Here is a 23,318-nt window from a genome sequence, read left to right as displayed (position 1 = left end):
TATTAAAAGAAAAAAACACTCCAAATTAGAGTGTTTTTTTGAATTATTTAAAAGCCTATTATTTTGTAATACGCGTTAATCCAATATTTTCTGGAGCGTGAAGCACCATCGGGAATTTTTCTATTTTAACAGAACTGCTGTCTAGACCAAAAGCTCTTTCCTCAGACAAACTCAGTTTTTTTATGAAGAAATAAGAGTTCATGATAATATTTTCATGCCATCTTAAATCGTTGTCGTTTGATAAGAATTTCTCAGACAATACAAATTTAAAGTCTCCAATAATATTGTTCTTGTTTAAAGATTCGTAACGGCTGGTAATATCTACTTCACCTCGTTTTACCATGTCTTTGATAACTTCTCTAAACATCAAATTGATTTTGGTTGGCTCTCTAAATCCTAAGTTAAAATCAATTCTATAAATATCGTCTTTCGCAATTTCTGTTACTTTATATTGCGTTTTGTAAGGTTCAGTTAAAATATTAACGTGAACAAACCAATAAATATCAGCTCTTTTTGGACGTTTTTGAAGAATCGAATAAATTACTTTTTCTTCCAATTCATCAACGCGATTTGCATTGGTCATATAAACCAAATGTGTGGCATATTTCGGAATGGATAAATCTTGGCTTAACTCTACCAGAACTTGCTTGTAATCATCAACTTTGACCACCTTAGTGTAGTTTTTGTTGATTTTCTTAGCTAGATACCAGATTGTCATCACAGAAATAAGTAAACTCGCAATAATTAATGTTACGTAACCACCTTCGGCAAATTTGGTAATATTAGCAAAAAGGAAGCTGAACTCAATCAATAAATAAATTGTAATTAACGGTACCATAAAGTACAGTTTTACACGTTTCATGATTAAGTAGTAATTCAATAATATGGTTGTCATGATCATACACAAAATAATGGCAAGACCATACGCATGCTCCATGTTTCCTGATTTCTCGAAATGTAAAACGATTCCAACACAGCCAAAAAACAATAGCCAGTTGATTGACGGAATGTACAATTGACCTTTTACTTCTGTTGGATATTTGATTTTTACTTTTGGCCAGAAGTTCAGACGCATAGCCTCGTTAATTAATGTAAACGAACCAGAGATAAGCGCTTGAGATGCAATTACAGCGGCAAGAGTTGCAACTACGATTCCGAAAGGTAAAAACCAATGTGGCATAATCAAGTAAAACGGATTTCCGTTTTCACCTCCTAATTGCTGTAACGTACTTCCTTCGTGGTGAATTAAATAAGCAGCTTGTCCAAAATAGTTTAAAACTAAAGTGGTTTTCACAAAAATCCAGCTAATTCTAATGTTTTTTCTTCCACAGTGTCCCATGTCAGAATATAAAGCCTCAGCTCCAGTTGTACATAAGAAAACAAATCCAAGAACGAAGAAACCATCAGGATGTATCGATAATAAATGATAAGCGTAATAAGGATTAATCGCTTTAATTACTTCAGGATAATTCAATACCTGAATTGCTCCTAGTGTACCCAACATAGCGAACCAGATTAACATCATTGGAGCAAAGAATTTTCCAACCAATTTAGTTCCAAACTGCTGAATAGTAAATAAAACGAATAAAATGGTAATTACGATGTATACGATAGTTTGTGTCTGCATCGTTGGGTAAAATGCCCTAATTCCTTCTACAGCAGAAGAAATCGAAATAGGCGGGGTTATAATTCCGTCAGCGAGTAGGGCACTACCACCAATAATCGCGGGTACTATAAGCCATTGAATTTTAGTTTTCTTGACCAATGCATATAAGGCAAAAATCCCTCCTTCACCGTGGTTGTCTGCACTTAAAGTAATAAGTACATATTTAATTGTAGTTTGTAATGTAAGTGTCCAAAACACACACGAAATGCCTCCTAAAACAATATCAGCATTTATCGTATGATCACCCAAAATAGCCTTCATTACGTACAGTGGAGAAGTACCGATATCTCCATAAATAATCCCTAAAGTAATCAATAAACCCCCTATAGACAACTTACTATGTAAGTTTTTATGCGATGCGCTCATGTATAATTTTATAAAAAGACGGTTGCAAATTTACTGTTTTAAAACAAATTAGAGGCAATTAAAATTAAAAAGATAAAAAAAAGCACAATCGTAAAATTGTGCTTTCTTTTTTGAATATTATTTATTTCGAAAATTAACCTCTTCTGCCATTTCCTCTAGAACTCGAACCGTTATCTCTTTGGCTCTGTCCACCTCTAGATTCTTGGTTTCCTCTAGAAGATTCTTGGCTCATTCGTGGAGATTCTGAACGTTGGCTTTGCTGTGGTCTAGCAGAATAGTCTCTGTTTGAATTGCTAGACTGGTTTTCAGAATAACTTCTTGAACTTCTTTCAGCTCTTGGAGCAGATGCCTCTCGGTTAGAATATCCTCTTGATGTGCTAGAAGTATTTCCGTTTCCGTAATCTACTCTTGGAGTATTCTGTACTCTAGCTGCATTTTCATTTCTTTGAGAATTATAACCATTATTTGAATAACCACCACGATTTGTGCTTCTTTCTGTGCTTACACTTTCAGTACTTCTGCCTGTAGAGTTATAACCTCTAGTGGTATTGTTGCTTCTGTCTACAGATGATCTGTTTGTTGCATTTCTGTTTTCAGCATATGTTCTGTTAGAAATACCATTATCAGATGTTGTTCTTCCTGTATAATTTCTATTGGTGTTATACGTATTTCGGCTAGTTTCTCTGTTTGCTACACGTCTTTGTTCTAATTCATATCTGTTAGATGTGTTTGCGTGCCTTTCAGCAAAACTGTAGTTAGGACGCATTCTTTCGTAACCGTAACTACGTCTTGTTTCATAAATAGCAGGGGCTCTGTAGCTTCTTCTCACATTTACATAGTTATATGTATTGTGTACGTTGATGCAAACATTGATATTATTTCTATATCTGTAAACAGGGTAAGGTCTCCAAGCAGTATAGTAAGTTGGATAATAACCCCAATACCAAGTTGAATAATACGGTCTGTAATTTGTTACCCAAAATGAAGTGTAAATAACAGGTGCCACACTATAAACAGGCTCATAAATGTAATTTGCTCCGTATAAGTAAGCGTTTCCAACAATTTGAACGCTCACTTTATTGTAATTGTCTCTTTCTACATCTATTGTAGCAACGTCTTGGTAAACATCACGGTCCAAAACTGCTTGTATTATTACAACGTGAGTTCTGTTTTCAACACTTTCGATTACACGAAGATAGTCTACTTCGTCATCTCCGTTAAGGTCAAGATTTGATATTTGATATTTAGGGTCATTTAAACGTCTTTCAAAATCTTGAAGATTGGCTGATTCTCCAAACATCGAAGCAACAGCTCTTAAATCTAAGTTATCGCTTATATCTGAGTTTTTTGCATAAACAGTAGTTTGACTTTGCGCAGCGCAAGAACCAAAAACTAGGGCTGATATTGCTATTAAAAGTAAATTCGCTTTCATGGCTAATTTGTATTAAATTATTTTGTGTTATGAGATATCCAATTACTGTGCCACAAAATTTATTTAAAACAGGATGAATTTTATAATGCTGATTTTTAGCGTTTTAAATTTTTAGAATAGTGGTTTTGTGACTTTTTTATATAAAGTTCTGTAAATGAAACAATAAATAAGCTTAGCAAAAAAATAAGAAAATTAATTTTCCATGTGGGAATTAATTGTATTTTAGCGTTAACCAAATTTTAAGTTTCCTATGAAAAAACTCACTTTATTTTGTGTTATTTTTATTTTATTGATGTCTTTTAGATCATTTAATTATAAAACTGACGTTGCTTACAATAATGGCTTTACTTCAATGACGGTAGATACATTATTTAAAGACAGAATTAGTATTAGAGCAATTCTTATTGATAAAAATAAAGTTTGGTATGGTGCCGATAATTCTCGTTTTGGGTATTATGATTTGGATAAAAAAGAAAAATTTGAAGAACATATTTATCGCGATACATTAAAATTAGAATTTAGAAGTATAGCGCAAACTTCAAAAGATATTTTTTTATTGAGTGTGGCAAATCCTGCACTTCTTTACTCTGTTTCAAAAAAGGATCGCAAAGTTAAATTGGTTTACAAAGAAGTTAATCCAAAAGTATTTTACGATAGCATGCAGTTTTGGAACGACAAGGAAGGAATTGCAATTGGTGATCCAACAGAAGATACTTTTTCAATTATAGTTACTCGTGATGGCGGAGAGACTTGGACCAAACTGCTTTCTGATAAACTGCCGACAAATAGCACGGGAGAAGCAGCCTTTGCAGCCAGCAATACAAATATCGTTATAAAAGGTAATGATACTTGGTTGGTTTCAGGCGGAAGAAAAGCGCGTGTTTTTTATTCTCCAGATAAGGCAAAAACATGGAAAGTTGTAGAAACTCCAATTGTGCAAGGAAAACAGATGACAGGAATTTTTACTGCCGATTTTTATGATTCTAAACAAGGTTTTATTGCAGGAGGAGATTATGATCTTCCTAATAATAAAGCCAATAATAAAGCTTTTACAAAAGACGGCGGCAAGACTTGGCAATTAATTGGTCAGAATATGGGATTTGGTTATGCGTCATGTATACAATATGTTCCTGGAGGTAATGGAAGAGAAATTGTTTGTGTTGGTTCTGAAGGAATACAATATTCTCAAAATGGAGGAGAAAACTGGATGCAGCTTTCTACAGATAACAAATTTTTTACCATTCGATTTGTGAACAGAAATACTGCAATCGCAGCAGGACACAATAAGGTAGTCCGATTGAATTTTAAATAAAAAAATAAGAACCCTAAATAATAAAGTAAGTATTATTATATAGGGTTCTTATCGCTGTTGTATCGTTAAGATTTAATCCTTATTGGCTTTGTCTCGGTATTGTTGCAATAATTTTCGATTAAAGTCGTCTTCAGATTTTTTAAGTAAGAGTATTTTCTTTGCAGGAAGTACTTTTTTCAGATTGTTCATGTATTTTTCACGAAGCTGATAGATTTCTTTATCTGTACTTTCTATTTGAGATAATAACGTTACAGCTTCTTTGTCTGAAAGATTTTTAAGATTTTCATCTTTTAACTGTTTTATATAAGTCTTCATTTTTAGGTACTTCAATTCATATTGTTTATCATCATAAGCATTATAAATTGGCCAGAATTTTTCAGCTTCGGTTGAAGTTAGTTCTAATTCTGTCGTTAAAAATGACACTTTAAAAGCTTTAATCTTTTCTCGCTTTTCATCAATTTTTCCATTTTGTGCAAAAAATGAAAAACTTGTCAGAAATAGCAATAGCGGTAAAATGTTTTTTATTTTCATTGTTGAGCTAAGTTGTTGAGTTAAGTTTGATTTAATTTTGTTCTGAAATTAAGTGTTCTATGTTTGGGCTTGTAGCTAAAATATCTTCTAAAGTTTCATCTTCTAGAGTAACATCGTTACCTAATTTTTCGATATCGCTGTCATCCAGTTTTTGAATAAGATCGTATTGGCTTATATTAGAATGATAGGATAAATAATTTTCTAAAGTAGCCTCGTCAAGATCGGTTGAATTTGCTCTATAATTATTTATGGCAGGAATTAATATTGCAAAGCCCACTACTGCAGCGGCAGCCATCCAAAGTGTTTTTTTACGTTTGTAAAAAGGAATTACCTTAACTTCTTTTTCGTTTAATTGCTGCAAAACCTTTTCCGAAAAATCATCAAAATAGTTTTCTGGAGCTTTAAAGCCAGATTTTATTTTGGGTTCGTTTTCTAATTTAAATGTTTTCATAATACTTATAAGACAGTTTTAGTTACAAAAGGTTTAATTTGTTGTAACATATAATTCGATTTTTTTTACTGCGTGATGATAAGATGCTTTAAGTGCTCCAACAGATGTCCCTAAAATATCTGCAATTTCTTCATATTTTAACTCTTCAAAATATTTCATTTTGAAAACTAATTGCTGTTTCTCTGGAAGCGTTACAATTGCTTTTTGAAGTTTGATTTGAATTTCATCTCCATCAAAATAGAGATCGGCTTTTAAACCATCAATGGTTTTGTTTTGCAGATCTTCAGAAGAAATTCCACTTAATTTTGCTTTTTGCGATAGAAAAGTCAAAGCTTCATTTGTGGCAATACGATACATCCAGGAAAAAAGTTTACTTTCTCCTTTAAAGTTTTTAAGATTTTGAAAGACTTTTACAAAAGTGTTCTGTAATACATCATCAGCATCATCATGATTCAAAACAATGTTTCGAATATGAGAATACAAAGGTTTCTGATAATCAGACAAGAGTTTTTGAAACGCAGTATTTTGCGTTTCAGGGGTTAATAGTTGTTTTATAAATTCTTTCTCGTCTATCAAACTTTTTGTTTTGTAAACTTTTTTTAATAGAAGTTAGACAGAATTTAAAACAAAAGGTTTAATGCGCTTTTGAAATTATTTAAAATTCTGAATCTTCCTCTTGTGCAGGTGTTTGCGCAGGAGCTGGAGTTGGTGCAGCTGGTTTGCGTTTTACAGGTTCTGTACGAGGCTTTTCTGTAGGTTGTTCTGCTCGTGGCTCGCTTGTCATTTCGCCAGTAGTTTCTGGAGCATAGACAGGTTCTGTAGCAACAGGAACTACTTTTGGTTTTATTGGAAAATAAATTTCGGTCACCAATTTAGATGAAGCTTTTACATCCAATTTGCTTAATGTCAAAATTTCAAGATGAGACCAGCTTAAATCTGGAATAATCTTTTGATTGTTTATGTAAGCCGTTGTTTTTGCAATGGCTTCATTCCTATGGGAATAATCTCCATTAAGCGTTGTTTTTACAGCATCGAAACCATTTAATTTTCCTGCTAAAATATCGCTTCCCGAACTTGTTGAAATCTCTTTATTAATAGGCAAACAGATAGAAATCTTTGCTAAACCATTTTTAGTGTCGTAAGTATGATAAATGATAAAAGGTTTTCCTGCCGCAGACAAACCATTTGTTTCGCTAAACTGAATAAGCTTCGGAATTACAATTCTAGCATTCTTGCTTACTTTGGCAATTTCGCTAGTAAAAGTCTGCTTGATATAAGGAGTTTCAGTTTTCTTAACCACTCCATCTACTTTAACAGCATAAGTTTTAGTTTCGTAATCTAAGTTTTTGTCAATATTAGCTAAACTTTTTTCATAGATAGTTCCAATAACTCGGTCAGAACCGCCATGAAGAGCGGTGTATATTTTAAATAGAAAACTCATAGTTCCTTTTCCTTTCCAAGTAACTTTTGTTTTGCCGTTTAAAGTATCTTTTAAGGTCCAGTTTACATCGGCTTCGGTGCCATCAAACTGCATTTTTTGATCGATGCTTTCTCCATCTTTCGTTTTAAGAATAATAGAATTTCCTTTTCCGTCTGCGCCATCCCAATAAAATGTAGCGCCATTGCCACTGGTTTTATTAGCATAGGTCATTTTAATCGTAGGATCTTCAACAGACCATGATTCAAAATCTTCGTAATTTCTAAAGTCATTCAGGTAGTTATAAACCGTTGCACGAGGCGAATTGATGACTTTACTTCTTTCTACAGAAAAATCTCCTTTCTGTGTAGCAACAAAAACAGTAAGAGCAACAAAGCTTAAAAGTGCAAAAAGAAATAAATACTTTAGAATTTTCATGGTAGATTGTTTGGTTTCGGTAAAGTTATAAATTTTATTATGAGTCTTACTAATAACCCCTAATTATTAGGTTTTATTTTATCACGACCAGAATAATTTATCTTTTTAGAAAGATTTTAATTACGAACAAAAGGACGATGAAAAGCAGAAAGGCAAGGAGTACTTTGTAATTTCCTTTGTAGAAAACTTTGTGTAATTTCAAATCTTTTCGATAAGCAAATATCATAATGATTACAAAAGCGATAAAAAAACATACTCCAAATAGTAATTGTCCTTGACTAAACATAATTATAAAAATTTTTAGCAAATTTAGAGATTTGTAAACGATTTGCTGCTAAATTGCCTTTTCATTTCATTCAATAATTTTTCAGATTATTAGAAAGTGATTTAAATTAGCAAAAAAAAGAAAACTACTATATGAAAAAACAACTTGACGCCGTAACCGAATTTCACACTGCTTTTAAAATTGGCCACAGTTTAACTCCAATTGCCGATGTAGGAGCAGAGAAAAAATTACTTCGTTATAATTTAATGAAGGAGGAAAATGAGGAATATTACGAGGCGGTTCAAAATAATGATTTGGTTGAAATTGCAGATGCACTTGGAGATATGATGTACATCTTGTGCGGCACAATTATCGAGCACGGACTTCAGGATAAAATTGAAGCTGTTTTTGATGAGATCCAACGTAGTAATATGAGTAAATTAGGAGAAGATGGGAAGCCAATTTACCGCGAAGACGGAAAAGTAATGAAAGGTCCAAATTATTTTAAACCTGATTTTTCTAAATTATTGTAAAGAAGTTTTTTAACGCAAAGAACGCTAAGTTTTTTTTCTGCAGTTCTTAGAAAAAGGCAAGTTCGCAAAGCTTTACGTTATTTTTGTCATTTCGACGAAGGAGACCCGAGCGATAGCGAACAGGCGAAGCAAATCTTCGCAAGTAACGGCAACGAGAAGCTAAATTTAATAATAAAGGAAAAATGAAAAACCCGATAAAACTAAATTTATCGGGTTTCTTTTTTATATGGTTTTGGATTATTGAACTTTCACTGTCCATCCAAAAGTATCTTCAGAAAGTTTGTTTTGAAGATTTGTTAATTTTTCTTTTAAGAAAGAAGCATAAGAATTTTCGATTGGAGCCATTTCAAAATACTCATCTTTATATGAGAATCCTTTGATAACGCTGATTACAGCAGCAGTTCCTGCTCCGAAGATTTCTTTCAAAGATCCATTTTTAGCAGCTTCTACCAATTCAGAAACAATTACAGGACGAACTTCTACTTTTAATCCTTCTTTTTCAGCCATTGCAATCAAACTTTTTCTGGTCACACCATCTAAAATTCTTTCGCTTGTCGGAGCTGTTAATAAAGTATCGTTAATTCTGAAGAACACGTTCATTGTTCCAGCTTCTTCTAATTTTGTATGCGTTGCATCATCTGTCCAGATAACTTGTTGGAAACCGTCTTTGTTTGCCAAGTTAGTTGGGTAAAATTGAGCAGCGTAGTTTCCTGCAGCTTTTGCAGCACCAATACCGCCGTTTGCAGCTCTACTGAAATGTTCAGCAATGATAACTTTTACTTCACCTCCGTAATATGCTTTTGCAGGAGAAAGTAAAATCATAAATTTATATTCATCAGAAGGATTTGCAATTACGCCAGGACCTGTAGCAATCATGAAAGGACGAATGTACATACTAGCTCCGTTTCCTCTTTGAATCCAATCTTTATCTAATTTCAATAATTCATTTAAACCATCCATAAAAATAGCTTCTGGGACTTCTGGCATTGCCATCCTTACAGCAGATTTATTAAAACGTTTGAAGTTTTCATCTGGTCTAAACAACCAAACATCATTATTGTCATCCTTATAAGCTTTCATTCCTTCAAAAATCGCTTGTCCATAATGGAAGACTTTTGATGACGGATCCATTAAAATTGGAGCATAAGGCTTAATGACAGGATTTTGCCATTGCCCGTTTTTAAAATCGCATTCGAATAAATGGTCTGTAAATACAGCACCAAAACTTAAGTTGTCAAAATCTACTTCGTTTATTTTTGTAGAAGTAGCTTTAATGATTTCAATTTTGCTCGTTTGAGTTGTACTCATAGTTATGTATGTTTTTTGTGAGATATTCTTCACTCTCAGAAATCTAAAGTGATGATATCGTGTAAAATGGAATTTATCGAATGCAAAATTACGTAAAAATCTGTAAAATGCTTAGTGAAAATTCATTATTTATAGGTTTTGATTGAGATTTGTTTATCCTATAATAAACTCAAATATTTAATTGATTTTTATAAAGATTTTATGAAAAAAGTGTCGTTTTTTAAGGCTTTACGCATTTGTTTTGACTAAATTTGATTATTGAAATGGCTTGAAAATCAACAATAAGCTATTATTAAATTCTTAAAAGGTGAAAAGGGAAATAATTAAAACGCTAGATGGCTCAACTACAATTCGTTTGCCTGAATGGGACGAGTGTTATCATTCAAAACACGGTGCAATTCAGGAAGCAAAACATGTTTTTATTAAAAATGGTCTTTCATTATTTGAAAATCCAATAAGTATATTAGAAATAGGTTTTGGGACTGGTTTAAATGCTTTTATCACGTATTTGGAAGCTATTAGAAAAAATCAGAGAATAGATTATGTTGGAGTAGAGGCATATCCTGTTGATGCAGATGAAATCTTGGAGATGAATTATGCCGATGAACTCGAGGCATTGGAATTTGAGAACATTTTTGAGAAAATGCATAAAAGTGAATGGAATGAAAAAATAGAAATTTGCGACCTGTTCTCGTTAACCAAAAGAAAACAATTTTTTCACGAAATAAACGATTTTGAAATTTATGATTTGATTTACTTTGATGCCTTCGGATATAGAGTACAACCGGAGCTTTGGAGTACTGAAATTTTTCAGAAAATGTACAATAGCTTAAAACCAAACGGCGTTTTGGTTACCTATGCTGCTCGAGGAGTTGTGAAGAGAAGCATGATGGAAGTTGGATTTACGGTAGAAAAATTAACAGGACCTCCAGGAAAAAGGGAAATGTTTCGAGCTTTTAAAACGGTTCAAATGAATAATTTAGAATGATTCTATATTGATTTATTTGTTTTAAGAAAACGTATTCGTTGCTAAAGTTTTTTAAAAAATAAGTTAAAAGTAATGTTTATGTTGGTTATTTGTTTAAATTTGGTGCGAGTTTAAAAAAATAGATAACCCCCGAAAATCTTATTTTATTATGTCAAAAATGATGTTTGATTACACGAAATCAATACTTGAAAGAGTTAGTTTCGATCCGGTACTTTTCTGCAAAGAGTTAGAAAAAGCTATCAAAACACTGTTGCCTTACGAAATGGAACAATTGCAAGAGTGGTTACTGAATTTCGTTGTCGGAAAACCAGAATTAAAACAAAGTCTACAACTAATTAAAGTATAAAAAGAAAGGAGCCAATTTGGCTCCTTTTTTATTGCGCTTTCTTTTGTAATGGACTGATGATTTGAACATTCTGAAAAACAATTGCGCCTTTTACAACGCCTGCGATTGTAGATCTGAGTGCATCAATGATTTGCATCTTTAATTCGCTCTTTGGGTAAATCAAACTTACCTCTCGAGCTGGTTTTGGTTCCTTAAAGTTACGAAGCTTCAGTTTATCAGATTCTTTTAAGTCTAAGGTGTGCAAGTACGGAAGTAACGTTGTACCAAGGCCTTCGTCTGCCAATTTAATTAAAGTTTCAAAACTTCCGCTTTGAATCTGAAAATTATTTTGATCGACGTCAGAGACGCTTTTACATAAATTCAAAATGCCGTCTCTAAAACAGTGACCGTCTTGTAAAAGCAGAATTTCATTGAGGTTTAAGTCGGCTACTTCAATTTCTTCTTTCTGAAAACTAGCATGATGCTCAGGAATGTAGGCTACGAATGGTTCAAAGTACAATACAATTTCCTTGATTTTTTCGTCTTCAAGCGGCGTTGCGGCAATTGCAGCATCTAGATGCCCGTTTTTTAGTTTTGTAATGATTTCCTCTGTATTCAGCTCCTCAATTAAGAGTTTTACTTTTGGATATTTCTTAATGAAATTATTCAGAAACATAGGCAGAAGTGTAGGCATAATCGTTGGAATAATTCCTAAACGAAATTCTCCGCCAATAAAACCTTTCTGCTGTTCTACGATATCTTTTATGCGATCGGCTTCGTTTACGATGTTTTTCGCTTGACTGACAATTTTTTGTCCTATATCAGTAAGCTGAATTGGTTTTTTGCTTCTATCGAAGATTAAGATATTAAGCTCCTCTTCAATCTTTTGTATCTGCATACTTAAAGTTGGCTGTGTTACGAAGCATTTTTCAGCAGCAAGAGTGAAGTTTTTATGCTCAGCAACCGCTAACACATATTGCAATTGAGTTATAGTCATGTTGATAGTAATTTGTGATGCGAAAATAAGAAAATATAATTTTTATTTATATATATTTTAGTAAAGTTACTCTAAATTTGTAGTAAATTAGTGTAAAAAATAAGATTATGAAGACAAATATTTTAGGATTACCAGTAAAAGAATCAGAATTGTTAGTACAAGAATTGAATGTATTATTATCAAATTTTCAAGTATATTATCAAAACTTAAGAGGGATTCACTGGAATATTCGCGGAAAGCGCTTCTTTGATTTACATGTTAAGTTTGAAGAATTATATACAGATGCACAACTTAAAATAGATATGATCGCAGAAAGAGTGCTAACAATAGGAGGAACGCCTCTGCATACTTTTGAAGATTATATTCAAAATAATAAATTGACGGTTGGAAAGAATATTTCTAACGATGAAAAAGCAGTTCAACTGATTGTTCACTCCTTATCTGATTTATTAAAAATAGAAAGAGAAATATTGAACAAATCTGACGAAATTAATGATGAAGGAACCAATTCTATGATGAGCGACTTTATTGCTGAGCAGGAAAAAACAATTTGGATGATGAATGCTTGGTTAGAAGAATCGTTATAATGTATTGGTTTTTAATAAAATAGAAGCAGAATGGGATGAAAATTGCATTCTGCTTTTTTGTTTGTGTTAAATTTCTATAAAAATCTCTTTGATTTTATTTGTTTAACGCTATTTTTGCTTTGATGAAATTTATAGCCCGCATATTATTATTCATTTTTATTGCCTTCTTATCGACCCCAACAATTGTTCAGGCGTTAAAGAAAGGGAATAATACGGCTATATCTTTTAGCATTGCTGAAGAAGAAGTGCACAAAGAACTTAAAAATGTAGTTCACCCTACAATTCTTGAGCATGAAGTTTTGATTCAGGTTTATATCGAGAAAAAAACAATTATTTCTGAAAATATTGTCAAACTAGACAACATATCTCCGAGCATATTTGCTCCACCGCCAAACGTAGCATAATACTTCCGATTATTTTGATCTTTATCCGCATTTCTATTGAGATGTGGCAAATCTTTAATGAATAATTTTTTTAGTATTATATTATGACAAAAAAAATCAATCTTTTTGCTAACCTTAAATCTGATTTTGCTTCAGGTTTAGTGGTTTTCTTGGTGGCTCTTCCATTGTGTTTAGGTATTGCAATGGCTTCTGGAGCACCGTTATTTTCTGGAATTATCGCTGGTGTTGTGGGTGGTATCGTTGTAGGATATTTAAGCCAATCACATATTAGTGTATCAGGTCCAGCTGCTGGGTTAACCGCTATCATTTTAACCGCTATTACCGATTTAGGTGCGTTCGATGTATTTTTAATGTCTGTTTTTATTGCTGGACTAATTCAATTAGCATTAGGATTTTTAAAAGCGGGAAGTATATCGAATTATTTTCCAACAAACGTAATAGAGGGTATGTTAGCGGGTATCGGAATTATTATTATCTTAAAACAAATACCGCACGCTTTTGGTTATGATGCCGATTTCGAAGGAGATCAAGCTTTTATTCAAAATGATGGAAGTAATTCGTTTTCATTTTTGTTTGATGTTTTAAATCATATTCATTTAGGAGCTGTTGTGGTTTCGGCAGTTTCATTAGTAATTTTATTAGCTTGGGATAAAGTTCCTTTCTTAAAAAGAATAAAACTGGTTCCAGGAGCTCTAGTCGCTGTTATTGCTGGAGTAGTTTTAAACGAAATATTTGTATCTACAGGAAGCACTTTGGCAATTGCGAAAGAACATTTGGTTTCTTTGCCAGTTCCAAAATCTTTTGAAGACTTTAAATCAATTATAATAATGCCAGACTTCACTGCTGTTACAAATCCGCAAGTTTGGGTGGTTGCTATTACAATTGCCATTGTCGCTTCTATTGAAACTCTTTTGTGTATTGAGGCTTCTGATAGAATGGATGTGCAAAAACGTTATACTGACACCAATGTTGAGCTTAAAGCTCAGGGAATTGGAAACGTCGTTAGTTCGCTTTTAGGAGGACTTCCTATGACATCTGTTGTAGTGCGTTCGTCAGCGAATAACAACGCAGGAGCAAAATCTAAAATGTCAACCATTATTCACGGTATTCTTTTATTAATAAGTGTATTGTCTATTCCAGCAATTCTGAACAAAATTCCATTGGCAACATTGGCTACGGTTTTGATTTTGATCGGATATAAATTAGCAAAACCAGCAACCTTTATGCATTTCTGGGAAAAGGGGAAATACCAGTTTGTACCTTTCATCGCAACTTTGGTCTTTGTTGTTGCGACAGATTTGCTAAAAGGTGTTGCGTTGGGAATTATCATCAGTATCATCTTTGTTTTAAGAGGAAACTTAAAAAGAGCTTATGTATTTAAAAAAGAAGAATATGAAGATGGCGATATCATTCATATCGATTTAGCTCAGGAAGTTTCGTTTTTAAACAAAGCGGCTATCAAGCAGACTTTAAATGAAATTCCAGAAAATTCAAAGGTAATCATCAATGCTCATGATACAGAGTATATTGCACATGACGTTTTAGATTTGATTCGCGAATTTAAAGAAACCAGAGCGGTTGATGAAAACATCAAAGTGAAGCTTAAAGGATTTAAAGAAGCATACGAACTAGAAAATACGCCAGAAAATAATAATCATGTTACGATTGAACATTATTATGATGTGGCAAAAAGAGAACTAGTTAAAAGAGAAGTTGTTAGAGAAGAATAATTAAATTTAGGTGTTTTTAAGACCTAAGAAATGTCAAAATTTAGGTAACTTTACATCAAGTTCATTTTTTGAGGCTATTATAACTTAAAAATTACCACACAAAAAAATAAAGAAATGAGAAAATTTTATGAGCAGTTATTAGAAAACAATAAAAAGTGGGTTGAAACTTCATTGGCAAAAGACCCAAACTATTTTGCTGATTTGGCAAAAGGACAACAGCCACCATTATTGTGGATTGGTTGTTCTGACAGCCGTGTTCCTGCAAACGAAATTGTTGGTGCAAAACCAGGAGAAGTTTTTGTTCACCGTAACATTGCCAATATGGTGGTGCATTCTGATATGAATATGCTTAGTGTTCTAGATTATGCCGTAAATGTTTTAAAAATTAAGCATATTATTGTGTGTGGACACTACGGATGCGGTGGTGTGAAAGCTGCAATGGGACATCAATCTGTTGGAATTATCGATAACTGGTTACGTCATATTAAAGATGAATATCGTCTTCACGATAAATATTTAAACTCAATTGAAAATGAAGAAGAGCGTTTCAATGCTTTTGTTGAAATCAATACAAAAGAGCAGGTTTACAACTTAGCAAAAACATCTATTGTACAGAATGCTTGGAAAAATGGACAAGATTTAATGCTTCATGGATGGGTTTACGGATTAAATTCAGGTTTTGTAACAGACTTAAATGTAAACATTGCTTCGAATGATGAACTAGACGAAGTTTACCAATTAGATCTTTAATCGTTAAAAAATAGAAATCGCCCTTAAAAAGGGCGATTTTTTTTATTCGTTTTCGTCTAAATTCTCATTAAATGCTGATGGAAGCATTGTTGGAATAAACTTAATCAATATCGGCAACAATAAACTTCCTCCGGGAAGTAAAAATATGGTAAGCGATGGAATGGTTTTACAAATGTCTAAAAGCTGTTTTTTTACTTTTTTCTTTTCCTTCGCATCCAAATCTCTAGTGGTAGAGTAGGCAAGTAGCACCATTAATTCCTTACTTTGAACAATTTCTTTAATCAGCCTGTTTTTATTTCGTATGATTAATTTGACTACGCTATGCGTCATTTGATCGTAAAAATGCTTAACAGGATTTGAATAATTAAAGTACGGAATTTTCTTTTTATGTGTAGTGATAAAAGTATTGGTTGTGTCCATACTTTTGGTCACAAAATCATCAGGAACTCCCATTGTTGAACCTAAAGCATATAGAAAATACGATTCTTCGTTTTCCACCACGCCATCACTCCACAAAGCCATTCCGGCCATGTCAATCAGGTAATATTGTTCAAGTCTGTTTTTAAAGTAATCAAGATTCAAAGTCTCTAAGGTCTCAACCGTTACTTTTGAAAATTTTGAATAGCGTATAGAAGCTTCAAAAAGTTTAATCAAAAGATCGTCATGTTGCGATTTTACGGTTTTGGTTTTCAAAGCCAAACCAACAATTCCAAGAACTGTTTCTTCAATTCGTTTTAAATATTTTTCAGGAATTTCTCCGTGCTCCAAATATTGTCTGAAAGCTAAAACATCAATAAACAAAAGTGCATTGGTCACCAAATGCGAAAAGTTTTTACTGATGATACTGTCATTGGTTTGAACTCTCTGATCAATAATATTTTCAAGCGATAGAGAAGGAGTATCTTTCGGCAATAAAATTTTAAACAAATTAAATCCTTCTGGGTTCATTTGCTTGTAAAACTTTAAAACTTCAGAAATAAAATTTCTAGGTTCCGAGTTTCTTTTCTCTAAGCAAAAAATATGGTAGAGCGTATTAAGTAAAGCGACTTTGGAAATTTCGGTTTTAAACCAGCCTTTTATCGGAATTGGAACTTGCGAATCTATAGCAATAATATGGCCATAAATAAATCCCGTTTCTCTTACTTTATAGTAAAACAAATCCACAGTCTCAAAAGGAATAGCTTCTGAAAACTTCTGTTCACTAAAAAACTTATCGATCCAGCCTGGTGCTGATGGGTTAATCATTGACTTTATTTTGCTGATGCAAAGCTATGTCTTTTTCTTGTTTTAGAATTCATTTTAAAATGAAATAACCGCTAGATTTTGTTAAAAATAGCGGTTATTCAAATTTTTCTTATTTAATGATTCCTGCGCAAGCAACTCTTCCTCCGGCATTTCCTGTTGGCTGAGTGGTAAAATCGTCTGTTCCTGCATGTACGATTAAACCTTTTCCAAGAACATCTTTGTTAGAATCTCCACATCCAACACACCATTCGTCGGTAGTTAAAGTGATAGATCCATTACCTTTTGCGTCGGCGGTAAAGTTTCCGATATCACCTTTATGATATTCTCCAACTCCCCATTTTCCGTGTTTTTTGAAAGTTGGATTCCAGTGTCCCCCGGCAGAACTTCCGTCTGCAGAGCTGCAATCTGCTTTTTCGTGAATGTGTATGGCGTGAACTCCAGGCTCTAACCCTGTGATTTTTGCTGTAAAAGTTACTTTGCCATTTTTCTCAACAAAAGTAGCAGTTCCGGCTACTTTACTGTTGCTTTTTGGCTCTAGTGCAACAGTCAGAGTTTTAGCATCATTTGATTTATTATTTGTTTTACAGCCAATGATTAAGGCTGTAATTATAGCGAAAGAAACGATTAGTTTTTTCATATTTACGGGCATTTTAATTAAAGATTAAGTAAATTTAACATAAAATAACGGAACTGATTAACTCTAAAAGTTAAAAAAAAGTCAAACTATACGTTATAATTTGATATTGATTGAGTTAAAAACCGAAAATATTGTTTAAATTCGTATAGCTTTTTAACGAATAATTTCTGAAAGCTAATTATCTAATTCGCTCACATTTAATCCTTAATGTTATGATGAAAAAGATTTTTACCCTCGTTTTTTTTAGTTCGTTTTTAATTTCTTGTAAATGCGCAAAAACCGATGCAGTTTCTAAGCTTGATGGAAATTGGGAATTGAATTATATCTCGGACACACAAACCTTTGATGTCTTATATCCAAATAAAAAGCCAAGTATAAATTTTAATACGAAAGAGAATCAGGTATCCGGAAACAACAGCTGTAATTCATACACTGGAAAACTGAATGTGACTGGCAACAAAATTGATTTTACTCAACCCATGGCCGTAACCAAGATGATGTGCTTAGATGGCGGCAAAGGGGAGCAGGCGTATATGAGTACACTGCAGAAAATTACATCATATGATATAACAGATAATGGCAAAACATTGAATTTTATTTCTGGAGATATTGCCATGATGCGTTTCACTAAAAAATAATGTTATGAAAACGAAATTATCTGTTTTGCTTTTTTTAGTTAGTATTCTAAACTTTTCGGTTTCTGCACAAGAAAAAACAAAAAAAGAACTCAAGCAAGAAAGAGAACTTAAAAAACAAAATGAAATTAAAGCGCTTATAGATAGCCAAAATTTTGTTTTTGAAGCTCAGAAAGCAACGCCTCAAGGCGGGAGATTAATCCAGCTGGACTATAATACTTATTTTTTAAAGTTTAAAGCTGACAGTACAACTTGTGATCTTCCCTTTTTCGGACGTGGTTATAATGTGGGATACAATAGTGATGGCGGAATAAAATTTGAAGGCAAACCCGAAAATATTAGAGTTGAAAGTAAAAAGAATAATACTATTCTAAAAGCGACAGTAAGAGGGAAAAGCGATGTTTATGATTTACTGTTTTCTATTTTTTATAACGGAAGCACAACACTTTCTGTCAGTAGTAATAATAGAGGCCCAATTAGCTATGATGGAATAATATATGCTCCCAAAACAGCGGAGAAACAATGATATAATTCATGGGGTAAGCTTGTCACAAATTCGTCTGAATATATGGTAAGAATCTTTTTTTGGTTAGTAAAGTGGCAGTTTTCGCTTTTGGTTTTCTTTTTTGGTGTGTTGTCCCTATCTGCTCAGGATTTGGAACCTCGAGCGTATGCTAATGTTCCTAAAGATTTAAATGTAATTGCTACAGGTTATGTTTTTATAAATGGAAATGTGCTTACAGATCCTTCTCTACCTATAAAAGATTTTAAACTTCAAAGCCATAATATGGCTGTGAATTATATTAGAACGTTTGGATTGGCAAATAAATTGGCTCGTATACAGGTTGGACTGCCTTTTACTTTTATGGATGGATCTGCCGTAGTTAGTGATCAGCGGGTTACTGGCTCAAGAACTGGTTTTGCAGATATGAAAGTGCGTTTTGGAATTAATTTGCTAGGTTCTCCTGCACTTGATAAATCTGAATTCAGAAGTTTTGAGCAAAAAACAATTCTTGGAGTCAGTTTGGTTACTTCAATCCCAACAGGAAGATATTATGGAGATAAACAAGTAAACATTGGAACAAACCGATGGGCTTTCAAGCCAGAAATAGGAGTATCGAAACGGTTTGCTCATGTGTATGCTGAGGCTTATGGCGGGGTTTGGTTTTATACGGATAATAATGATTATCTAGGAAAAAAATTAGAGCAAAAACCAACCTACAGCCTTCAGGCGCATGCAAGCTATTATTTTAAAAATCAAATGTGGGTTGGTTTTAATACGACTTGGTTTTTTGGAGGCCGAACTATTACTGATGGCGTTTCGGATGATAGCCAGATTGATAACTGGCGCGTAGGAGGAACTTTTTCTACTCCAATTGCAAAAGGGCAATCCATTAGATTTCAATATCATATTGGGGCATATACCAACAACGGACTAAATTATTATGCGCTTTCAGCAGTTTACCAATATTCTTTCTTTTAAAATGTTATTTTATTTAAAGTGTTTAAAATCAGTATATTTGAGTATGCATATATTTTTAAAAACAAATTTAAAATTAAAACTATGAAAAAATTAGGACTTATTCTTATCATGGCGGTAGCCTCGTTTTCATCTTATGCACAGTCTTCTTATAAAGAAGATTTAGAAGTAGTACAAAGTGTTTATGGAAAATCTAAAGCAGATCTGGTAAAACAGTACATGAACTTATCTGATGCACAAGCCGCTGCTTTCACTAAAGTTTATGATGACTATGAAACGTCGCGAAAAGCCTTAGGACAGACAAAGTTTCAACTATTAAATGATTATGCAGCTAATTATGAAACTTTAACAGATGCAAAAGCTGATGAGTTGGCAAAGGCTACTTTAAAAAACCACGTTGATTACGAGAAGCTTTATTCTAAGACTTATAATCAGGCAAAAAAAGCAATTGGTTCAATAAACGCGGCAAAGTTTATTCAGCTTGAGGTTTATCTTCAAACTATAATAAGAAGCGAAATTTTAGAAGCAATTCCGTTTATTGGTGAAATGGACAAAAATAAAACTAAAACGATGTAGAATATTCGTTTTTAAAAAAAGGGAATCAATTTGATTCCCTTTTTTTATTTTTCAGTTTTAACTTTGTAAATCTCATTTACCATTCCGTCGCGGAAACTGTCTAGAGTAAGCTCCCAAAACATGATGCCACCTAGTTTTTTTGCTTTTACATATTCCGCTTTAGCTCTTATAGATTTTAAATCATCTGATGTAGCAAAAGTTTTATTTGATGCATTGTACCAATATGGTGCTTGAGCTTTTTCATCATAAAAATATTTCCAGCCGTTTGCTTCTGTGTATGTTGTAGCGTAGTTTTTAAAGTCAACACCTTGAAAGTGCTCTCCTGCTTGGTATAATCCGTTATTGATGTTTTCTACATTTTTCCATTGTCTGGTATAAAATGCACCTCCAATTACCAATTTTTCAGCAGGAACACCTAGTTTCAATAAAAATTCAACGGCTCTATCTGTAGATTCTTCTTTGGGATTTGTGCTGTATAAAGGCGTGTGGTGACCAGTAACTTTTGAATATCCGTTTACTAAATCGTAACTCATGATATTAATGCGATTAACAAAAGGAGCAACTGCTTTCCAGTCAATAGATTCATCTAAACATTTTTGGAAGCCTCCTGCAGCAAAGCTCAATTCATATTTTTTACCTAAAGTAGAACGTAATATTTTGATTAGTTCTGTAAAATTAGTTTTGTCAGCAGGTTGATATAAGTGTCCTGGAAGTCCTTCAATCGATGGATATTCCCAATCCAAATCTAAACCGTCAATTTTAAAATAATCGCTTACTTCTTTTACAGACTTTGCAAATTTTAAGCGTCCTTCAGCAGTTGAGAATGCTTGAGAACAAGGTTCGCAGCCTCCCCATCCTCCAAGAGATACAATAATTTTCAACTGTGGATTTTTTGCTTTAAGCGAAACTAAATGTTTGATAGTGATAGAATCTTTGGCAGAATCAACACTTAGTTTTCCATCTTTTAAATGGCAGAAACTAAAAATAATCTGGTTTAATTTTCCAACTTCATATTTATCAATAAGTTGAGAATCGCCAGTGTAATAAGCAATAATGTCCATTTTTTTATTTTTTTGTGCTAAGACAGCTGTGAAGCAAAAGCACAATAAAAATGATGCAATTAGGTTAATTTGTTTCATTTATTTTGTTTTTATAGTTTTTAGAATGTTAAATATACTGTAATGCATTTTATGTTTAGCTATACCGTATGAGTCTATAAGCTAATTTTAACAAATATTTTGCAAATCGCTGCAAAAATATTGCGACGTATAAGAAATATCTTTCGATAAGCATATTAAAAAAAAATAAACCCGTGCAGTTTCGGACTTGCACGGGTTTATAACAAATTAAAAGCTAAAAACTATTTTGAAATTAGAAGCAGTATGAATTTTCTGCAACTAATTTTTCTGCAATTTTTTCTCTTAACGCTACCACGTTTGGCAGGTTAGTATATTTAGTGAAACGTTTAAGTCCCATTAACATCATACGTTGTTCGTCACCTTCAGAGAAAGAAGCAATTCCTTCTTTTCCTCTTAAGTTTACGATATCAACCGCTTTGTACAAGTATAATTTTGCCATAGCAATTTGCTCTTGAACTTTATCTTCACCTTCTTTTTTAGCTAATTTCTCAGTTCTCAAAATTGTACTTTCAGCCATGTAGATTTCGATTAAGATATCAGCAGCAGCCATTAATAACTGTTGGTGAGAATCTAATTCTGGTCCGTATTTTTGAACAGCGCTTCCAGCAACCATTAAGAAAACTTTTTTCAAGTTTGCTACGATTGCTTTTTCTTCAGAGAATAATTCAGAGTAATCTGGAGTATCGAAAGATGGAATTCCCATCAATTCTTCCTGAACTTTCATTGCTGGTCCAAGTAAATCAACGTGTCCTTTCATAGCTTTTTTGATCAGCATACCTACAGAAAGCATTCTGTTGATTTCGTTTGTACCTTCGTAAATACGAGCGATACGAGCATCTCTCCAAGCACTTTCCATTGGAGTATCTTCAGAGAATCCCATTCCACCAAAAACCTGAATACCTTCGTCAGAACAGTTTTGGACGTCTTCAGAAACCGCTACTTTCAAGATAGAACACTCGATTGCATATTCTTCAACACCTTTCAACTCTGCTTCTTGATGAGAAGTTCCTTCTGCTTCACGAGCAGCGATTCTGTCTTCGATGTCTTTTGCAGCACGGTAAGAAGCACTTTCTCCTGCGTAAGCATTAGTTGCCATTTCAGCTAATTTAGAACGAATAGCTCCAAAAGATGAAATAGAAGTATTAAACTGAATTCTTTCGTTAGCATATTTTACAGCTCCAGAAGTAACTCTTCTTTGTGCATCTAAACAAGCTGCAGCCAATTTAATACGACCAACGTTTAAAGCATTCATCGCGATTTTGAAACCGTTTCCTCTTTCAGATAACATGTTTTCAACAGGAACTTTTGTTTCGTTGAAGAAAACCTGACGAGTAGAAGAAGCGCGGATTCCTAATTTATGCTCTTCTTCATTCATAGAAATTCCATTTGAAGGATTGTTTTCTACAATGAAACCTGTAATGTTTTTATCATCTCCAATACGAGCAAAAACGATGAATAAGCTGCAGAAACCTGCATTTGAAATCCACATTTTTTGTCCTGTAATTAGATAATGAGTTCCGTCTTCAGATAAAACCGCTTTTGTTTTCCCTGAGTTAGCATCAGATCCTGCACCTGGTTCCGTTAAGCAATAAGCTCCAAACCATTCTCCAGAAGCCAATTTCGGAACGTATTTTTTCTTTTGTTCTTCAGTACCATAAAGTGTAATTGGCATAGTTCCAATTCCAGTATGAGCACCAAAAGCAGTTGAGAAAGAACCTGTTGCTCCAGAAATGTAGTCGCAAACCAACATTGTAGAAACAAATCCCATTCCTAATCCGCCGTATTCTTCAGGAACTGCAACACCAAGAAGTCCAAGTTCACCTGCTTTACGCATAGAAGCTTCTGTATACGCATAATCTTTTTTCTCAAAACGATCTTTATGCGCCCATAATTCTTTGTCAACGAACTCTTTTACAGAGTCACGCATCATTAACTGCTCTTCTGAAAAATCTTCTGGTGTGAAGATATCCTCGCATTTTGTTTCTTTAACTAAAAACTGACCACCACGAGTCACGTTTTTTTCGATTGTATCTGCCATTTTGTTTTTGTTTTTTATAAAAGATGAAAGAAGCAAGAAGCAAGATTTTAAATCAACTTACTTATGAA

Annotated in this window: 24 protein-coding genes; 12 read left to right on the top strand and 12 right to left on the bottom strand. The window is 33.3% G+C overall.

The features are described from left to right. Positions 1 to 58 precede the first annotated feature (58 nt). Positions 59 to 2,032, bottom strand: a complete 1,974-nt coding sequence (locus BLP44_RS12265) for a KUP/HAK/KT family potassium transporter (RefSeq protein WP_035692014.1) — start codon at positions 2,030 to 2,032, stop codon at positions 59 to 61. Between the two features lie 133 nt (positions 2,033 to 2,165). Beyond that, a complete protein-coding gene (locus BLP44_RS12260; RefSeq protein ID WP_091133282.1) occupies positions 2,166 to 3,464 on the bottom strand; it encodes a hypothetical protein in 1,299 nt (432 codons plus the stop codon). A 250-nt stretch (positions 3,465 to 3,714) separates the two neighbouring features. Between BLP44_RS12260 and BLP44_RS12255 the strand changes: the two genes are divergently transcribed. Continuing rightward, positions 3,715 to 4,776: a WD40/YVTN/BNR-like repeat-containing protein gene (locus tag BLP44_RS12255; RefSeq protein WP_091133280.1), complete on the top strand. Its 1,062-nt coding sequence runs from the start codon at positions 3,715 to 3,717 to the stop codon at positions 4,774 to 4,776. Positions 4,777 to 4,848: 72 nt separating this feature from the next. Here BLP44_RS12255 and BLP44_RS12250 read toward each other — a convergent pair whose 3' ends face one another. From BLP44_RS12250 to BLP44_RS12235, 4 genes are all read right to left on the bottom strand, one after another. Continuing rightward, the gene (locus tag BLP44_RS12250) at positions 4,849 to 5,307 is read right to left on the bottom strand and encodes a hypothetical protein (RefSeq protein WP_008468477.1); all 459 of its coding nucleotides are present in this window, start codon (positions 5,305 to 5,307) and stop codon (positions 4,849 to 4,851) included. Between the two features lie 31 nt (positions 5,308 to 5,338). Beyond that, on the bottom strand, positions 5,339 to 5,758 hold the full coding sequence (locus tag BLP44_RS12245; protein ID WP_091133278.1) for a hypothetical protein: 420 nt from the start codon (positions 5,756 to 5,758) through the stop codon (positions 5,339 to 5,341). A 33-nt stretch (positions 5,759 to 5,791) separates the two neighbouring features. After that, positions 5,792 to 6,334, bottom strand: coding sequence for an RNA polymerase sigma factor (locus tag BLP44_RS12240; protein WP_091133276.1), 543 nt, complete (start codon positions 6,332 to 6,334; stop codon positions 5,792 to 5,794). Between the two features lie 79 nt (positions 6,335 to 6,413). Continuing rightward, a complete protein-coding gene (locus BLP44_RS12235; protein ID WP_008468480.1) occupies positions 6,414 to 7,613 on the bottom strand; it encodes an SRPBCC family protein in 1,200 nt (399 codons plus the stop codon). Between the two features lie 417 nt (positions 7,614 to 8,030). On the opposite strand from BLP44_RS12235, the gene BLP44_RS12225 reads away from it, so the two are divergent. Continuing rightward, positions 8,031 to 8,411 carry a pyrophosphohydrolase domain-containing protein gene (locus tag BLP44_RS12225; protein ID WP_008468482.1) on the top strand — a complete coding sequence of 127 codons (381 nt, stop codon included), beginning with the start codon at positions 8,031 to 8,033 and terminating at the stop codon, positions 8,409 to 8,411. Between the two features lie 237 nt (positions 8,412 to 8,648). On the opposite strand, the gene BLP44_RS12220 is transcribed toward BLP44_RS12225, so the two are convergent. After that, positions 8,649 to 9,719 (bottom strand): branched-chain amino acid aminotransferase, encoded by a 1,071-nt coding sequence (locus BLP44_RS12220; protein WP_008468483.1) that lies wholly within the window; start codon positions 9,717 to 9,719, stop codon positions 8,649 to 8,651. Between the two features lie 307 nt (positions 9,720 to 10,026). On the opposite strand from BLP44_RS12220, the gene mnmD reads away from it, so the two are divergent. Both mnmD and BLP44_RS12210 read left to right on the top strand, forming a co-directional pair. After that, complete coding sequence (gene mnmD, locus BLP44_RS12215) at positions 10,027 to 10,707, top strand: tRNA (5-methylaminomethyl-2-thiouridine)(34)-methyltransferase MnmC2 (RefSeq protein WP_091133274.1); 681 nt, start codon at positions 10,027 to 10,029, stop codon at positions 10,705 to 10,707. Between the two features lie 148 nt (positions 10,708 to 10,855). After that, positions 10,856 to 11,053 (top strand): hypothetical protein, encoded by a 198-nt coding sequence (locus BLP44_RS12210; protein ID WP_008468486.1) that lies wholly within the window; start codon positions 10,856 to 10,858, stop codon positions 11,051 to 11,053. Positions 11,054 to 11,081: 28 nt separating this feature from the next. On the opposite strand, the gene BLP44_RS12205 is transcribed toward BLP44_RS12210, so the two are convergent. Continuing rightward, on the bottom strand, positions 11,082 to 12,029 hold the full coding sequence (locus tag BLP44_RS12205) for a LysR substrate-binding domain-containing protein (protein WP_008468488.1): 948 nt from the start codon (positions 12,027 to 12,029) through the stop codon (positions 11,082 to 11,084). Positions 12,030 to 12,136: 107 nt separating this feature from the next. Between BLP44_RS12205 and BLP44_RS12200 the strand changes: the two genes are divergently transcribed. From BLP44_RS12200 to can, 4 genes are all read left to right on the top strand, one after another. Then, the gene (locus tag BLP44_RS12200; RefSeq protein WP_008468490.1) at positions 12,137 to 12,616 is read left to right on the top strand and encodes a Dps family protein; all 480 of its coding nucleotides are present in this window, start codon (positions 12,137 to 12,139) and stop codon (positions 12,614 to 12,616) included. Between the two features lie 122 nt (positions 12,617 to 12,738). Then, positions 12,739 to 13,020, top strand: coding sequence for a hypothetical protein (locus BLP44_RS12195; protein WP_244511755.1), 282 nt, complete (start codon positions 12,739 to 12,741; stop codon positions 13,018 to 13,020). An 83-nt stretch (positions 13,021 to 13,103) separates the two neighbouring features. Further along, entirely contained in the window at positions 13,104 to 14,750 is a 1,647-nt protein-coding gene (locus tag BLP44_RS12190; protein ID WP_066033962.1) for a SulP family inorganic anion transporter, read from the top strand. A 114-nt stretch (positions 14,751 to 14,864) separates the two neighbouring features. Beyond that, positions 14,865 to 15,500, top strand: a complete 636-nt coding sequence (can, locus tag BLP44_RS12185) for a carbonate dehydratase (RefSeq protein WP_008468497.1) — start codon at positions 14,865 to 14,867, stop codon at positions 15,498 to 15,500. 42 nt (positions 15,501 to 15,542) lie between these two features. Here can and BLP44_RS12180 read toward each other — a convergent pair whose 3' ends face one another. Further along, positions 15,543 to 16,745, bottom strand: coding sequence for an LETM1-related biofilm-associated protein (locus BLP44_RS12180; protein WP_091133270.1), 1,203 nt, complete (start codon positions 16,743 to 16,745; stop codon positions 15,543 to 15,545). A gap of 109 nt (positions 16,746 to 16,854) precedes the next feature. Beyond that, the gene (locus BLP44_RS12175) at positions 16,855 to 17,382 is read right to left on the bottom strand and encodes a superoxide dismutase family protein (RefSeq protein ID WP_008468500.1); all 528 of its coding nucleotides are present in this window, start codon (positions 17,380 to 17,382) and stop codon (positions 16,855 to 16,857) included. A gap of 212 nt (positions 17,383 to 17,594) precedes the next feature. Between BLP44_RS12175 and BLP44_RS12170 the strand changes: the two genes are divergently transcribed. The 4 genes from BLP44_RS12170 (at position 17,595) to BLP44_RS12155 (ending at position 20,073) form a co-directional block, all read left to right on the top strand. Next, positions 17,595 to 18,020 carry an META domain-containing protein gene (locus BLP44_RS12170; protein WP_170830234.1) on the top strand — a complete coding sequence of 142 codons (426 nt, stop codon included), beginning with the start codon at positions 17,595 to 17,597 and terminating at the stop codon, positions 18,018 to 18,020. 4 nt (positions 18,021 to 18,024) lie between these two features. Next, positions 18,025 to 18,543: a DUF4251 domain-containing protein gene (locus BLP44_RS12165; RefSeq protein ID WP_008468505.1), complete on the top strand. Its 519-nt coding sequence runs from the start codon at positions 18,025 to 18,027 to the stop codon at positions 18,541 to 18,543. A 42-nt stretch (positions 18,544 to 18,585) separates the two neighbouring features. Beyond that, the gene (locus BLP44_RS12160) at positions 18,586 to 19,500 is read left to right on the top strand and encodes a transporter (RefSeq protein WP_091133266.1); all 915 of its coding nucleotides are present in this window, start codon (positions 18,586 to 18,588) and stop codon (positions 19,498 to 19,500) included. A gap of 81 nt (positions 19,501 to 19,581) precedes the next feature. Further along, positions 19,582 to 20,073, top strand: a complete 492-nt coding sequence (locus tag BLP44_RS12155; RefSeq protein ID WP_091133264.1) for a hypothetical protein — start codon at positions 19,582 to 19,584, stop codon at positions 20,071 to 20,073. A 44-nt stretch (positions 20,074 to 20,117) separates the two neighbouring features. On the opposite strand, the gene BLP44_RS12150 is transcribed toward BLP44_RS12155, so the two are convergent. Next, positions 20,118 to 21,134 carry a glycoside hydrolase family 18 protein gene (locus BLP44_RS12150; RefSeq protein WP_244511754.1) on the bottom strand — a complete coding sequence of 339 codons (1,017 nt, stop codon included), beginning with the start codon at positions 21,132 to 21,134 and terminating at the stop codon, positions 20,118 to 20,120. A gap of 310 nt (positions 21,135 to 21,444) precedes the next feature. Next, the gene (locus BLP44_RS12145) at positions 21,445 to 23,250 is read right to left on the bottom strand and encodes an acyl-CoA dehydrogenase family protein (protein WP_091133260.1); all 1,806 of its coding nucleotides are present in this window, start codon (positions 23,248 to 23,250) and stop codon (positions 21,445 to 21,447) included. Positions 23,251 to 23,318: the final 68 nt, after the last annotated feature.

The organism is Flavobacterium anhuiense, assembly GCF_900101855.1.
Lineage (GTDB): Bacteria > Bacteroidota > Bacteroidia > Flavobacteriales > Flavobacteriaceae > Flavobacterium > Flavobacterium anhuiense.
The sequence above is the reverse complement of the archived record's forward strand: the minus strand, read 5'-3'. Positions and strand labels throughout refer to the sequence as shown.

What these genes read in the sequence shown, in the direction of transcription:
- BLP44_RS12260 (WP_091133282.1), bottom strand. Translation starts at nt 3,464, where the DNA reads ATGAAAGCGAATTTACTTTTAATAGCAATATCAGCCCTAGTTTTTGGT.
- BLP44_RS12150 (WP_244511754.1), bottom strand. Translation starts at nt 21,134, where the DNA reads ATGGACATTATTGCTTATTACACTGGCGATTCTCAACTTATTGATAAA.
- BLP44_RS12255 (WP_091133280.1), top strand. Translation starts at nt 3,715, where the DNA reads ATGAAAAAACTCACTTTATTTTGTGTTATTTTTATTTTATTGATGTCT.
- BLP44_RS12210 (WP_008468486.1), top strand. Translation starts at nt 10,856, where the DNA reads ATGTCAAAAATGATGTTTGATTACACGAAATCAATACTTGAAAGAGTT.
- BLP44_RS12265 (WP_035692014.1), bottom strand. Translation starts at nt 2,032, where the DNA reads ATGAGCGCATCGCATAAAAACTTACATAGTAAGTTGTCTATAGGGGGT.
- BLP44_RS12175 (WP_008468500.1), bottom strand. Translation starts at nt 17,382, where the DNA reads ATGAAAAAACTAATCGTTTCTTTCGCTATAATTACAGCCTTAATCATT.
- BLP44_RS12170 (WP_170830234.1), top strand. Translation starts at nt 17,595, where the DNA reads ATGATGAAAAAGATTTTTACCCTCGTTTTTTTTAGTTCGTTTTTAATT.
- BLP44_RS12160 (WP_091133266.1), top strand. Translation starts at nt 18,586, where the DNA reads ATGGTAAGAATCTTTTTTTGGTTAGTAAAGTGGCAGTTTTCGCTTTTG.
- BLP44_RS12145 (WP_091133260.1), bottom strand. Translation starts at nt 23,250, where the DNA reads ATGGCAGATACAATCGAAAAAAACGTGACTCGTGGTGGTCAGTTTTTA.
- BLP44_RS12195 (WP_244511755.1), top strand. Translation starts at nt 12,739, where the DNA reads ATGAAATTTATAGCCCGCATATTATTATTCATTTTTATTGCCTTCTTA.
- BLP44_RS12155 (WP_091133264.1), top strand. Translation starts at nt 19,582, where the DNA reads ATGAAAAAATTAGGACTTATTCTTATCATGGCGGTAGCCTCGTTTTCA.
- BLP44_RS12220 (WP_008468483.1), bottom strand. Translation starts at nt 9,719, where the DNA reads ATGAGTACAACTCAAACGAGCAAAATTGAAATCATTAAAGCTACTTCT.
- BLP44_RS12200 (WP_008468490.1), top strand. Translation starts at nt 12,137, where the DNA reads ATGAAGACAAATATTTTAGGATTACCAGTAAAAGAATCAGAATTGTTA.
- BLP44_RS12190 (WP_066033962.1), top strand. Translation starts at nt 13,104, where the DNA reads ATGACAAAAAAAATCAATCTTTTTGCTAACCTTAAATCTGATTTTGCT.
- BLP44_RS12205 (WP_008468488.1), bottom strand. Translation starts at nt 12,029, where the DNA reads ATGACTATAACTCAATTGCAATATGTGTTAGCGGTTGCTGAGCATAAA.
- BLP44_RS12245 (WP_091133278.1), bottom strand. Translation starts at nt 5,758, where the DNA reads ATGAAAACATTTAAATTAGAAAACGAACCCAAAATAAAATCTGGCTTT.
- BLP44_RS12225 (WP_008468482.1), top strand. Translation starts at nt 8,031, where the DNA reads ATGAAAAAACAACTTGACGCCGTAACCGAATTTCACACTGCTTTTAAA.
- BLP44_RS12165 (WP_008468505.1), top strand. Translation starts at nt 18,025, where the DNA reads ATGAAAACGAAATTATCTGTTTTGCTTTTTTTAGTTAGTATTCTAAAC.
- BLP44_RS12180 (WP_091133270.1), bottom strand. Translation starts at nt 16,745, where the DNA reads ATGATTAACCCATCAGCACCAGGCTGGATCGATAAGTTTTTTAGTGAA.
- BLP44_RS12235 (WP_008468480.1), bottom strand. Translation starts at nt 7,613, where the DNA reads ATGAAAATTCTAAAGTATTTATTTCTTTTTGCACTTTTAAGCTTTGTT.
- BLP44_RS12250 (WP_008468477.1), bottom strand. Translation starts at nt 5,307, where the DNA reads ATGAAAATAAAAAACATTTTACCGCTATTGCTATTTCTGACAAGTTTT.
- can (WP_008468497.1), top strand. Translation starts at nt 14,865, where the DNA reads ATGAGAAAATTTTATGAGCAGTTATTAGAAAACAATAAAAAGTGGGTT.